Below are 11136 nucleotides of genomic sequence, written 5' to 3' on the forward strand. Positions count from 1 at the left end.
TCGAACGCGCGCCACTCCGGCCCGCGATCTATGCTGTCTTCCTCGATGACGAGACCACAGTCCTCACAGACGGTCTCGCCGTGCTCGGTGTCGGTCGCGAGCGAACCGCCACACTCCGGGCAGGTCAGCTCGGACTCCTGTTCGTTCTCGTTCTCGTTCTCGTTCTCGTCGGTCGTCTCCGTCTCGGTTCCTCGGTACGTGCGAATTTGTGAGTTACTCATGATAGGGTTTGAAAACTCAGCGGGCCAGAGAGGGAAGAGAGACAGATGGCCGGTGCCCGCTTGCTAACTGTTAGTTAGTTAGCCTAGTATATAAAGATTGTGCCAGCAGATGCTTAATTTCCCCGTAAACGGCGGTCTTCGCGGGGCGACGAGCGGAGCCGGGATGGTAAACCCCGCGTTTCGACTCATCAATCGTCAAAAACGCTTCTATTCCTACTTCATGTCCGACGGCAGGGTAGCGGCCCCGTAGACGATGATGCCGAGCGTCACGAGACCGAAGACGGCGGAGTCGATGGTCCACGACTGTGCGATGCCGTACAGTCCGTAGGTGGCCGCACCGAGCACGGTGACGGCGACGGCGTGTTTCCACCGGAGCTTGATCGCGCGAAGCACGGGGTTCGGTTCGACGTACTGGGACTCGGTAGCGTTACCCTGTGACATACTCGCTTGTCCGCGTGGGGGGACCTAACTGTTGTGGGAACACGCTCATAAGCGGGGGCGACCTGCCGGAGATATGGCCGACGAGAACGCACCGTGGTCGAGCCGGCTCCTCTCACTGTACCCTTCGCGCAAGCCGCCGGAGCCACAGCTCGACACCGCAGGCGAACGCGGCGTGCTCCGCGACCGCATCCTCGCCGCGGGGTTCGACGCCCTCGTCTGTTTCGTCGTCATCGAAGCCCCGCTCCTGTGGGTCCTCGACGTGCTCTCGGCGGGTCAGTTCGGCGAGTCAGCGCTGTTTTGGGTCGTCGGAATCGCCGGCTTGCTCCCGCTCGTGAGTACGTACGGATTCGCCTTCGAGTGGCAGTACTCCCGCACTCCCGGAAAGGTGTGGCGGCGGCTCATTACCGTCTCCGACGACGGGACACGGTGTACGCTGTTCGCGAGTGCGGTCCGGAACCTCGCGCGCTATCTCGATTATCTGGGCGTGCCGCCGCTGGCGCTGGGCGTGGCGGTTGCGGCGTTCGACGACGAGGGGAAACGAGTCGGCGACCGTATGGCAGAGACGGTCGTCGTCAGGTCACGATAGCTGCGTCTTGTTGCGGACGGCGGTGGAGCTGCCGATCTGCTCGCCCGACTCCGCGTCGAACAGCATGATGTTTTGGTTGTCGAGTTCCAGTCCGTACTCCTGTTTGTCGCCGACGAAGTCGGGGTGGGTGACGACGGTAATCTCGCCGAACGTCGTGTCGAAGAAGCTGTGTGTCGCGTCGCCGAGTGGCTCGTCCAGCTTGTGGGTCGCCTCGATCCCGGCGTTCGAGTCGTCGACTACCTCGATGTACTGGGGCCGGATACCGACACGCACCGACTGGCCGTCGTAGCGGTCGAGCATGCCGTCCGGGCGGGTGATGTCGTAGCTGTGGTCGCCGATTTCGACCGACGGGCCGCCGTCGAGCGAGACGGTGGCGTCGAAAAACTGCGCGGTCGGCTGACCGATGAAGCTCGCGACGAACTCGCTCTTCGGGTCGTCGTACACCTTCTTTGGCGGGCCGACCTGTTCGAGGTTGCCGTCGTTCATCACGGCGACGCGGTCCGAAAGCGTCATCGCCTCCTCTTGATCGTGAGTGACGTACAGGACGGGACAGCCAATCTGGTCGGTGACCTCCTCCACGATGGGCCGAAGCTCTCGCTTCAGCTTCGCGTCGAGGTCGCTCATCGGCTCGTCGAACAGGAAGACGGTCGGGTCACGGACGAGCGAGCGCCCGAGCGCGACGCGTTGCTGTTGGCCGCCGGAGAGACTCGCCGGGCTCTTGTCCAACTGCTCGGTGATCTGGAGCAGCTCTGCGGCGTCGTCCACCTTCTCGTACCGCTCTTGCTTGGACTCGCCGGCGATCTTCAGCCCGTACGCCATGTTGTCGCGCACGGTCATGTGCGGGTACAGGGCGATATCCTGAAACAGCAGGGCGATGTCGCGCTGCTGTGGCGGCAGGTCGGTCACGTCGTGGTTGTCGAACGTGATGGTGCCACCGGAGGGGGTGTCAAGCCCGGAGACACACCGGAGCGTCGTCGTCTTACCACAGCCGGACGGGCCGACGAGCGTGATGAACTCGTCGTCGTGGATTGTGAGGTCGATACCATCGACGGCGACAACTGCATCGCTGCCGTCGCCGAACACGCGGGAAACGTTGTCGAGTGTGACTGTCATAGTGAGCGAATCTGGAAGCCTTTCAGTAGGTAACTCTGCAGGAAGTACGCGAACAGGAGCGGCGGAATCGTCGTCAGCATGGAGACGGCCATCACCTGTCCCCATGGCGCGCCGTAGCCCGTATTGATGAGCTGGAGCAGACCGGGAGCGAACGTCATCTGCTGTTGTTCCGGCAGCAGGATGGACGCGAAGGTGTAGTCGTTCCACGCGAGCGCGAACGCGAACAGCGCCGACGCGATAATCGCCGGCTGCGTCTGTGGAATCACCACGTCACGGAAGCCGCGCCACCGGCTCGCGCCGGCGACCCACGCGGATTCTTCCATCGCCTCCGGAATCGTCTGGATGTACTTCCACATCAGCCAGACGGAGAATGGCATGGAAATTGCCGTCAGCGCGACGATGAGTCCCACGCGCGTGCCGAGGAGACCGAGGTTCCGCCAGATGAGATACAGCGGCAGCCCGAGCACGATGGGGCTGAACATGTAACCGAACAGGAGAAAGCGCGCGAAGTTCTCCTTGTGACCGAACTCCAATCGCGCCAGCCCGTAGCCGGCGATGAGCGAGACGATGACGACGAGCACAATCGTGCCGAGCGTCACGACGACGCTGTTGAAGATGAACGTCCCCACGGAGCTCCCCACAAGGTCGGTGTAGTACTCGACGGTGAACGTCTCCCCGGTCGGGAGCCACGAGACCGCCTCGCGCCCGGTGCGCGTCTTCAGCGAACTCTGGAGCATCCAGTAGATGGGGAACATGATGAGGACGAAGAAGAACGCCGCGCTGAGCGAGAGCAGCAGCTGATACAGCGTGTCCGCCGTCCGGAAGTCGAGCCCGAAGATGCCGCGGATGGAGTCCGGGTCGAGCCCGCTCTCGTCCGTGTCGGTACTCATGTCTCCACCTCACTGCTCGGGTTGAACGCCTTGAAGTAGGCGATGCCACCGATGGCGAGGAAGACGAACATCACGACCGCGAGTGCGTTCGCCAGCCCGAGGTTGAAGTTCTGGAACCCTTCGATGTACGCCAACACCGGGAGGGTGGTCGTTGCGCTACCCGGACCGCCCTGCGTCAGCGTCCAGATGAGGTCGAACTTGTTGAACATGAAGATAGACCGGAGCAGCACCGCGACGAGAATGACCCCCTGAATGCGCGGAAGCGTCACGTCACGGAACATCTCCCACTTGTTGGCTCCACACACGCGTGCGGCCTCGTAGAACCGCGACGGGATCGAGCGCAGCTGTGCGAGCGTGAAGATGGTGATGAACACCGAGAACTTCCACGTCCCGATGAGGATCAACAGCGGCATCGCCAGCGAGCGCTGGCCGAGTGGTGCGTCGTTCGCACTCCACAGCCCGAGCCAGTTCGCGCCGATATCCTGAATCACGCCGAACGACGGCGAGAGCATGAACGTCGCGAGCAGCGTCACCACGATAGTCGGAATCAGATACGACGTGAACACGACCGCCGTGATGAGTCGCTGGGCGCGGTTAATTCGGTTGAGCGTCATCGCCATCCACAGCCCGACGATGAGCTGGAGGATGGTGCTGCCGACCATGAACACGACACCACGAATGAGCGAGTCCCAGAACCGGTCGATCTGGAACACCTCGACGTAGTTGTCGAGCCCGACGAACGGCCACGTCTGGGCGGCGAGTGACACCTCGTGCAGCGAGGTGTACACCGCGTACCCCACCGGAATGATGGAGATGACCAGATACAGCAGGATGACCGGCAGAATCGACAGGAAGCCGACGTGCCGTTCCGTGAGCGGGAGCTGTGAGAGTGAGAAGCCGCGCTGGTCGCCGGTTTTGACCTCACTCGCCATGTGACCACCTCCGCGCTGACAGAGTCACCTGCGTCATCGATCGAATGCGTCTCGGGCCTCTTGCATGAGTCGTTCTGCTTCACCCTTTCCGTACTCGTAGGCTTCCTGCGGGGTGCTGCTCCCGGTAACGACGTCGTTCACCATCTCAGCCTGGTGGAACGAGCGGAAGTAGTAGACGCCAATCGGACTGTTGGCCAGCACGCCCGGCGTGTCGTTCAGTCCGTAGGAGTTCGGGTAAATCTCGTTTGCGACGGTTCGCATTTGTTCCAGCGTTCGGGGGTACTCTTGGAACTGCTCGTAGCTTGCGAACTCCTCGCTGTCGACGATATCCGAGAAGGCAGGGAGGAATCGGCCCGGCTCCGTCGCGTACATGTTGCGGCCGCGCGTCTCGTCTTGGCCGTAACAGTATGACAGGAAGTCGCGGCCACCCTCGGCCATGTCCGCGGAGTCGAACAGGTGGTGGCCGTCCATCGTCGGGTTGGTCAGTTGCGTCTCCTCACGACTGATTCCGCCCTCCTCCCAGAGCGGGAGAATAGCGACGCCGGTGTTGTCGACGATGGCGTCGACACCCGCGCCGGCGGCGGCACTGACCGGCCACGCGTTGAGGTGGTACTGCTGTGCGAAGCTCCCGCTGACCCAGTTCTGGATGGAGCTCCCCCAGCCGAGCGAGGTCGGGTCGTAGGAGTACTCCGCGAGGTTGCCCATGAACTCGAGCAGTCGGACGATGGTGTCCTCGTTTTCCTCATAGAGGAGTTCGACCTCGGCCTCCGCGAGGTTGTCCGCGTCGGGGTTGACGAAGCCGAGTTCGTTTGCCCCCATCAGCGAGAGGTACGTCTGGAACTCGTCGTGCGCCTTTCCGGTTCGCTGCCCGGCGAGCCCGTAGCCGCGGACATCCATCGAGGATTCATCGATGATGCGGGCGTTCTCCATCACTTCCTGGAAGTTCGACGGAACATCCAGTCCGAGCTGGTCGTACACGTCGGTGCGGTAGAGGAACGTCCCCACGTACGCGCCGTGTGGCAGTTCGTAGAAGGTGTCCGTCTCGTTCTCGCGCTGGATGCTGTACGGGGTCCCGATGAGTTCACCGTTCAGCTCCTCTGCCTCTGCGACCACGTCGCCCACGTCCGCGAAGTAGCCCTCCGCGAAGAAGTCGCCGACCTGCTCGAACGTCGAGGTGTTGAGCTCCGGCGGGTCGCCGGCCTGCACGAGCCGGCCGAGTTCGCTCTCCTGATTCCCGGAGAAGCCGGAGTACCGAACGTTGACGGTCGTTCCGTCCTCGTTACCGTCCTCGAAGCCGGGGACGAGGTCGTCCTCCCACTTCGTCTGCCAGCCTTCGTTGCTGTAGTCGGTGATGAAGAGGACTTCACCGCCGACCTCGCTTCCACCGCCGCCACCGCCGCCACCGCCGTCGGTGTTGTTTCCGCCACCGTCGTTGCCGTTTCCACCGCTCGAACAACCGGCGAGTGCTGCTGCGCTCATTGCCCCGGCCGCCGACAGCGCCTTCCGGCGACTCAGCGACCATTCCTCGTCGATGTCGTCAGGGACGACATCCATGTCGTTATCTGCCATAGTCGTTCATCTGTGCTAATTCAATCATTATAAATCTACTGGCCATTTACTGCCATGCTCACTTATTTTGTTACCAATGTACGCTGAAAATAGTACATACGTTTCCGCTGGTTAGTTCGACGGGGGAGTGTGTTAAACTGTGAATAGGTGACCGTCGGTCGGCACGTCGAACAGGCCGATGCGCGCACCGGCATCGAGCCACGCGTGTCCGTACGAGAAGGCAGCGAGAGCGTTGACGGGGTCGTCGTTGGCACGGAAGTGTCGGCCGTCGTCGAGATACGAGTCGGCCATCTCCAGACACTCCTCTGCGGCCTCGTACAGCGGCGAGTCTGGGCGAGCGGCGACGGTCGCCGCCTCCAGCGCCTCGGCCAGTAGCTCCCCGTAGCGATTCATCTTCTCCTCCAGGTCGGCTGGCATACCGGGGCTTGGCCGCGTACCCGCTTGATGGTTCGTACTTTGCTGGCGCAAGCTAATTGTGACTCCATCGGCTACCCGTAGTATGACCGAGTCACCCGAACACCGACGGCTCATCGTCGCCGGCACCGGTATCGCCGGCCTGAGTGCCGCCATCTACGCTGCCCGTTCCAACAACGACCCGCTCGTCCTCGAAGGAGTCGAACCCGGCGGCCAGCTCACCCTCACGACCGACGTGGCGAACTATCCGGGGTTCCCGGATGGGATCGCCGGTCCCGACCTCGTCAACAACATGAAAGAGCAGGCCACCCAGTTCGGAGCCGACGTCGACCACGGGGTCGTCGTCGACGTGGACGATTCCACGCGCCCGTTCACTGTCGAGTTGCGCGACGGGACCCGCTACACCTGTGACGCGTTCATCGCCGCCTCGGGCGCGAGTGCGCGCACGCTCGGTGTCCCCGGTGAGGACGAGCTCATGGGCTACGGTCTCTCGACGTGTGCCACCTGTGACGGCGCGTTCTTCCGCGACGAGGAGATGCTCGTCGTCGGGGGCGGCGACGCCGCGATGGAGGAGGCCAGCTTCCTCACCAAGTTCGCCTCCACGGTCCACATCGCCCACCGACGCGAGGAGTTCCGCGCCGAGGACTACTGGATCGACCGCGTGAACGAGCAGGTCGACGAGGGCGACATCGAGATTCACCGCAACACCGAGCTGCTGGAAATCCACGGCTCCCCCGAGGAGGGTGTCGACCACGTCACGCTCGCGGAACACCCCGAGGGCCACCCCTCCGAGAAGCTGGACGACGCCGACACCCGAAGTTACGATTTCGACGTTGGAGCGGTCTTCTACGCCATCGGCCACACGCCGAACGCCGAGTATCTCGACGGGACCGGCGTGGCGACCGACGAGGAGGGGTACATCATCACGCAGGGTGGACGCGGCGGCGGCCAGACCGCGACCGACGTGGAGGGCATCTTCGGTGCCGGCGACGTGGTGGACTTCCACTACCAGCAGGCGGCGACGGCCGGCGGCATGGGCGTGAAGGCGGCACTCGACGCCGACGACTACCTCGAAGACGAGGCGCGGGCCGCTGCCGGAAACGAGGTCGAGGCGGCCGCGGACGACGACTAAAGCGGAACCCCACAGTTCAGCGTCCCGAATCCACAGGGTCAAGGGTCGCGCACGCGAGAAGTGTGTATGGCAGACAACACGGTCGAACTGACGCTATCGGGGCCGGACGGGGACGACGAACTCACGCTTCCTGCGCCGCTCATCGACATGTTCTCCGAGGACGACGAGTCGGCCGCGGAGGTCGTCGGCGACCTCGCGATGATCAACGCCGCCCAGCAGATTCACGCCGCGACGGCACACGGACAGGGCGAGCCGTCCGAGGAGCTCCAAGCCGTCGAGTCGGTCCTGATGGGCCAGTTCGAAGAGCGGTTCGGCCAGACGTTCGGCGAGATGACCGGCCACCAGCACTAACCGGCGGTCGCCACAGTTTCTTTACCACCGTCCGCGAGCGACGCGTATGGATATCGAGTCGGGCCACGTTGAGGTCGCACAGCGGACCTTCACCGAAGCGGACGTGCGGACGTTCGCCGAGGTGAGCCGCGACCGCGGCGACCACCATCTCGAGCGGGACGACGAGGGGCGACTGCTCGTCCACGGGCTGTTGACGGCGACGCTCGCCACCGAAATCGGCGGTCGGTTCACCGTGCTCGCGCGCCGGATGAGCTACCAGTTCCGACGCCCCGTCTACGCCGGCGAGACGGTGCGGTGTGAGACGGAGTTCACGACCGTCGCGGAGCGGTCGGACGGTCGGACGGAGGTGGCCGCGGAGGCGACGTTCACGCGCGAGCGCGACGGTGCAGTCGTGGTGACCGGGTCCTTCGACGGCGTCGTCTGACCGGGCGAGGTACCGCAGGAGTCAAATCCTCCCGCTCGCAATAGACGGTAATGGGACGAATCGAGCGGAAGGTCGACGAACTGCTCCGAGAGGACGCGTCGATGCGCGAGCCGCTGGAGTTCCTCCTCGAACACGACGGCCCGGTAACGTGGGGAGAAGCCTCCGACGAGATGTCGAGCGGCGAGTGGGGTCGACTCATCGAGAAGGGTATCCTGACGGACGCCGGCGAGGGGTTCGAAGTCGCCGACGCCGAGGAGGTGGAAGCCGGATTGGCCGAGGACACCGAAACCGACGACGGCGACGGTGTCGACCACGATTCCTCGTGGTCACAGTACGATAAGCTGGCCGGCGTCGCGGCGGTCGCGATGATGGCCGGCTACGCCGTCACCCCAATCGGGAACGCCGTCGGGAGCACCCTCGACCTCGTGCTCGGCCCGATTCAGGCCGCGCTTCCCTTCTACGGTGTCATCCTCGTGTTGGCCGTCCTGACTGGACTCGTCACCTCGCTGCTACAGGCGAACCTTATGGACACCGAGGTGATGGCGCAGTATCAAGAGCAGATGAAGTCGATGCAACAGCGCCGCAAGGACGCACAAGAGCGGGGCGACGACGAGGAGCTCGAACGCATCCAGGAAGAGCAGATGGAGGCGATGGGCGACAACATCGGGATGTTCAAAGAGCAGTTCCGCCCGATGGTGTGGATCATGCTCGTTACGATTCCGGTGTTCCTGTGGATGTACTGGATGGTCCGCAACGGACAGGTCACCGGGGCCGGCGTGACGATGCCGCTCCTCGGCGAACGGGGCTGGACGGAGGGTGCACTCGGACCGCTCCGGACCTGGATCCTCTGGTACTTCCTCTGTTCGATGAGCTTCAATCAGCTCATCCGGAAGTCGCTGAACCTCCAGACCACGCCCGACACCTCGTAAGCGGGTCACACACCGCCCGCCAAGGGTAATCTCTTTTAGCGCGACTCCCGGAACGTGGACATGCTGATTACCATTTCCGGTCCGGCCGGCAGCGGGAAGTCCACGGCCGCCACCGCACTCGCCGACGAACTCGGCTACGACCACGTCTCCGGTGGTGACATCTTCCGTGAACTCGCCGCCCAAAAGGGGCTGACACCGCTCGAGTTGAACAAGCTCGCCGAGGAAGACGACGCCATCGACCGCGATTTGGATCGGCGGCTGCGCGATCTGGCGGCAGAGCGTGACGATCTCGTGCTCGAATCCCGACTCGCCGGCTGGATGGCCGGTGAACATGCCGACTTCCGCATCTGGCTCGACGCACCGCTCAACGTGCGCGCCCGGCGCGTCGCCGACCGCGAGGATAAAGACACCGAACTCGCCCGCACCGAGACCGAAGCCCGCGCCGACAGCGAAGCGAAGCGGTACGCCGACTACTACGGCATCGACATCGACGACCTCTCCATCTACGACCTCGTGTTGAACACCGCCCGGCTGGGCGAGAATGGAATGATCGAGCCAATCGTGGCCGTCATCGAGGCGTACAACCCCGAAGGCGACGAGGGGAAGACGCCCGTCACCGTCGACTACGAGTTCTGACGATGCGGCCTTCCCCCGACGAGCGTACGCCCGAGGAACTGCTCTCATTCGGCGTCGTCAACCTGGACAAGCCGCCGGGACCGTCGGCCCACCAGGTCGCCGGCTGGATGCGCGACCACGCCGGCCAGGAGCGCGCCGCCCACTCTGGCACGCTCGACCCGAAGGTGACGGGGTGTCTCCCTACCCTGCTCGGGACCGGCGTACGGCTGGCACAGGTGTTCGACGACGCCGTCAAGGAGTACGTCGCCGTCCTCGAACTCCACGGCCGGACGCCAACTGACCTCGATTCGTTCGTCGCCGAGTTCGAGGGCGACATCTACCAGAAGCCACCGCGCAAGAGCGCCGTCGCTCGCCGGCTTCGGGTTCGCGAGATTCACGACCTCGCCGTCATCGAGACGGGCGAGCGCCGTGCCCTCCTCAGGGTGCGGTGTGAGTCGGGGACCTACATCCGGAAGCTGTGTCACGACATCGGACTCGCGCTCGGCACGGGCGCACACATGGGTGACCTCCGGCGGACGGCGACGGCGACGTTCGACGACACGACGCTCGCGACGATGCACGAGTTCCACGACGCCGTCACGGAGTGGCGCGAGCACGGCGACGAGACGTGGCTCCGTGAGGTGGTACAGCCGGCAGAGCGCGTTCTCCGGGACGTTCCACGCGTCACGGTCGCGGAGAGCGCCGTTCCCGAAATCGCCGAGGGCGCGCCGGTGTACGCGCCCGGCGTCCTCGACAGCGAGACGAGCGAGAAAGAGACGTTCGTCGCCTGCTACGCCCCGAACGGCTCCGTCGTCTGCATCGGTACGCTGGTCGGTGACCCGGCGGCGACGAGCGGGCCGGTCGTCGAGTTGGAGCGCGTGCTGGTCTGATTATGCCGCCGATTCGGCGTCGTCTGCGTTCTCGACATTCTCGACGCTAATTTCACCCGCGAGCTGCTGGTAGGAGTACGGCATCTCGATGTTCTCGGCGTCACACCGCTGCTTGACGGCCTGCACGTACTCCGAGCGGATGCAGCTCACGTCGGCCCGCGAGGGGTCTGCAATCCAGAAGCGAGTGTTGAGCCCGACGTACGAATCCGCGAGTTCGGTGAGCCGGACGCTCACGCCCGGGTCAGCGAGTATCTCGCTGTGGGCATTCGCCTCTTCGGTGATGACGTTGCGAGCGTGATCGAGGTCTTCCTCGTAGCCGACGCCGAAGAGAAACTGGAGGCGGCGTTTGTCCTTCGCGACTGGGTTTTCGAGAGCGGTGTTCGCAAGCTCGCTGTTCGGGACCGTGATGAGTCCGTTGTCGAAGGTTCGGACCCGCGAGACGCGGAACGAGATGTCCTCGATGACGCCCTCGTTGTCGTTCGACTCGATCCAGTCGCCGATTTTTACCAGAATGAGGCGAGAATGCCCCTTCCTCAAGGAGCGAGTATTGCGAGTGAGTAGGGAGGGGATGAATCGCCGCACAAGATACGAACCATTAAGTAAACATATCAACAATCAATAAACAGCGA

15 protein-coding genes are annotated in these 11136 nt (G+C 63.7%); 7 read left to right on the forward strand and 8 right to left on the reverse strand.

The annotated features are described in order from the left end of the window. Together DMP03_RS14005 and DMP03_RS14010 are read right to left on the reverse strand one after the other, a co-directional pair. A partial coding sequence (locus DMP03_RS14005) for a TFIIB-type zinc ribbon-containing protein (protein ID WP_328593037.1) occupies window positions 1-221 on the reverse strand: 221 nt, incomplete at its 3' end. 213 nt (window positions 222-434) lie between these two features. Continuing rightward, window positions 435-662: a hypothetical protein gene (locus DMP03_RS14010; RefSeq protein ID WP_152121164.1), complete on the reverse strand. Its 228-nt coding sequence runs from the start codon at window positions 660-662 to the stop codon at window positions 435-437. Between the two features lie 73 nt (window positions 663-735). Between DMP03_RS14010 and DMP03_RS14015 the strand changes: the two genes are divergently transcribed. After that, window positions 736-1248 carry an RDD family protein gene (locus DMP03_RS14015; RefSeq protein ID WP_152121165.1) on the forward strand — a complete coding sequence of 171 codons (513 nt, stop codon included), beginning with the start codon at window positions 736-738 and terminating at the stop codon, window positions 1246-1248. Here DMP03_RS14015 and DMP03_RS14020 read toward each other — a convergent pair. The 5 genes from DMP03_RS14020 to DMP03_RS14040 form a co-directional block, all read right to left on the reverse strand. Continuing rightward, window positions 1240-2361 carry an ABC transporter ATP-binding protein gene (locus DMP03_RS14020; protein ID WP_152121166.1) on the reverse strand — a complete coding sequence of 374 codons (1122 nt, stop codon included), beginning with the start codon at window positions 2359-2361 and terminating at the stop codon, window positions 1240-1242. The genes DMP03_RS14015 and DMP03_RS14020 overlap by 9 nt on opposite strands. Continuing rightward, a complete protein-coding gene (locus tag DMP03_RS14025; RefSeq protein ID WP_152121167.1) occupies window positions 2358-3251 on the reverse strand; it encodes a carbohydrate ABC transporter permease in 894 nt (297 codons plus the stop codon). Before DMP03_RS14025 ends, DMP03_RS14020 begins: the two co-directional genes overlap by 4 nt. Beyond that, a complete protein-coding gene (locus DMP03_RS14030; RefSeq protein ID WP_152121168.1) occupies window positions 3248-4183 on the reverse strand; it encodes a carbohydrate ABC transporter permease in 936 nt (311 codons plus the stop codon). The genes DMP03_RS14025 and DMP03_RS14030 overlap by 4 nt, the downstream gene beginning before the upstream one ends. Window positions 4184-4216: 33 nt before the next feature. Continuing rightward, window positions 4217-5752, reverse strand: a complete 1536-nt coding sequence (locus DMP03_RS14035; RefSeq protein ID WP_152121169.1) for an ABC transporter substrate-binding protein — start codon at window positions 5750-5752, stop codon at window positions 4217-4219. Between the two features lie 132 nt (window positions 5753-5884). Then, a complete protein-coding gene (locus DMP03_RS14040; RefSeq protein WP_152121170.1) occupies window positions 5885-6169 on the reverse strand; it encodes a DUF357 domain-containing protein in 285 nt (94 codons plus the stop codon). Between the two features lie 82 nt (window positions 6170-6251). Between DMP03_RS14040 and DMP03_RS14045 the strand changes: the two genes are divergently transcribed. The 6 genes from DMP03_RS14045 (at window position 6252) to DMP03_RS14070 (ending at window position 10507) form a co-directional block, all read left to right on the forward strand. Next, window positions 6252-7298 (forward strand): NAD(P)/FAD-dependent oxidoreductase, encoded by a 1047-nt coding sequence (locus DMP03_RS14045; protein WP_152121171.1) that lies wholly within the window; start codon window positions 6252-6254, stop codon window positions 7296-7298. Window positions 7299-7364: 66 nt separating this feature from the next. Then, window positions 7365-7649, forward strand: coding sequence for a DUF7545 family protein (locus tag DMP03_RS14050; protein WP_152121172.1), 285 nt, complete (start codon window positions 7365-7367; stop codon window positions 7647-7649). Window positions 7650-7695: 46 nt separating this feature from the next. Further along, window positions 7696-8073, forward strand: a complete 378-nt coding sequence (locus tag DMP03_RS14055) for an FAS1-like dehydratase domain-containing protein (protein WP_152121173.1) — start codon at window positions 7696-7698, stop codon at window positions 8071-8073. A 50-nt stretch (window positions 8074-8123) separates the two neighbouring features. Then, the gene (locus tag DMP03_RS14060) at window positions 8124-9002 is read left to right on the forward strand and encodes a DUF106 domain-containing protein (protein WP_152121174.1); all 879 of its coding nucleotides are present in this window, start codon (window positions 8124-8126) and stop codon (window positions 9000-9002) included. A 60-nt stretch (window positions 9003-9062) separates the two neighbouring features. Beyond that, complete coding sequence (cmk, locus tag DMP03_RS14065) at window positions 9063-9638, forward strand: (d)CMP kinase (protein WP_152121175.1); 576 nt, start codon at window positions 9063-9065, stop codon at window positions 9636-9638. Further along, window positions 9635-10507: an RNA-guided pseudouridylation complex pseudouridine synthase subunit Cbf5 gene (locus DMP03_RS14070; protein ID WP_172967174.1), complete on the forward strand. Its 873-nt coding sequence runs from the start codon at window positions 9635-9637 to the stop codon at window positions 10505-10507. Before cmk ends, DMP03_RS14070 begins: the two co-directional genes overlap by 4 nt. Here DMP03_RS14070 and DMP03_RS14075 read toward each other — a convergent pair whose 3' ends face one another. After that, entirely contained in the window at window positions 10508-11044 is a 537-nt protein-coding gene (locus DMP03_RS14075; RefSeq protein WP_225870830.1) for a mechanosensitive ion channel family protein, read from the reverse strand. Window positions 11045-11136 lie beyond the last annotated feature (92 nt).

Origin of the sequence: Halosegnis rubeus (assembly GCF_009184545.1) — an archaeon.
GTDB lineage: Archaea > Halobacteriota > Halobacteria > Halobacteriales > Haloarculaceae > Halosegnis > Halosegnis rubeus.

Bases quoted from the DNA above. Each gene is read 5' to 3' on its own strand.
- DMP03_RS14010 (WP_152121164.1), bottom strand. From the start codon at position 662: ATGTCACAGGGTAACGCTACCGAGTCCCAGTACGTCGAACCGAACCCC.
- DMP03_RS14015 (WP_152121165.1), top strand. From the start codon at position 736: ATGGCCGACGAGAACGCACCGTGGTCGAGCCGGCTCCTCTCACTGTAC.
- DMP03_RS14020 (WP_152121166.1), bottom strand. From the start codon at position 2,361: ATGACAGTCACACTCGACAACGTTTCCCGCGTGTTCGGCGACGGCAGC.
- DMP03_RS14025 (WP_152121167.1), bottom strand. From the start codon at position 3,251: ATGAGTACCGACACGGACGAGAGCGGGCTCGACCCGGACTCCATCCGC.
- DMP03_RS14030 (WP_152121168.1), bottom strand. From the start codon at position 4,183: ATGGCGAGTGAGGTCAAAACCGGCGACCAGCGCGGCTTCTCACTCTCA.
- DMP03_RS14035 (WP_152121169.1), bottom strand. From the start codon at position 5,752: ATGGCAGATAACGACATGGATGTCGTCCCTGACGACATCGACGAGGAA.
- DMP03_RS14040 (WP_152121170.1), bottom strand. From the start codon at position 6,169: ATGCCAGCCGACCTGGAGGAGAAGATGAATCGCTACGGGGAGCTACTG.
- DMP03_RS14045 (WP_152121171.1), top strand. From the start codon at position 6,252: ATGACCGAGTCACCCGAACACCGACGGCTCATCGTCGCCGGCACCGGT.
- DMP03_RS14050 (WP_152121172.1), top strand. From the start codon at position 7,365: ATGGCAGACAACACGGTCGAACTGACGCTATCGGGGCCGGACGGGGAC.
- DMP03_RS14055 (WP_152121173.1), top strand. From the start codon at position 7,696: ATGGATATCGAGTCGGGCCACGTTGAGGTCGCACAGCGGACCTTCACC.
- DMP03_RS14060 (WP_152121174.1), top strand. From the start codon at position 8,124: ATGGGACGAATCGAGCGGAAGGTCGACGAACTGCTCCGAGAGGACGCG.
- cmk (WP_152121175.1), top strand. From the start codon at position 9,063: ATGCTGATTACCATTTCCGGTCCGGCCGGCAGCGGGAAGTCCACGGCC.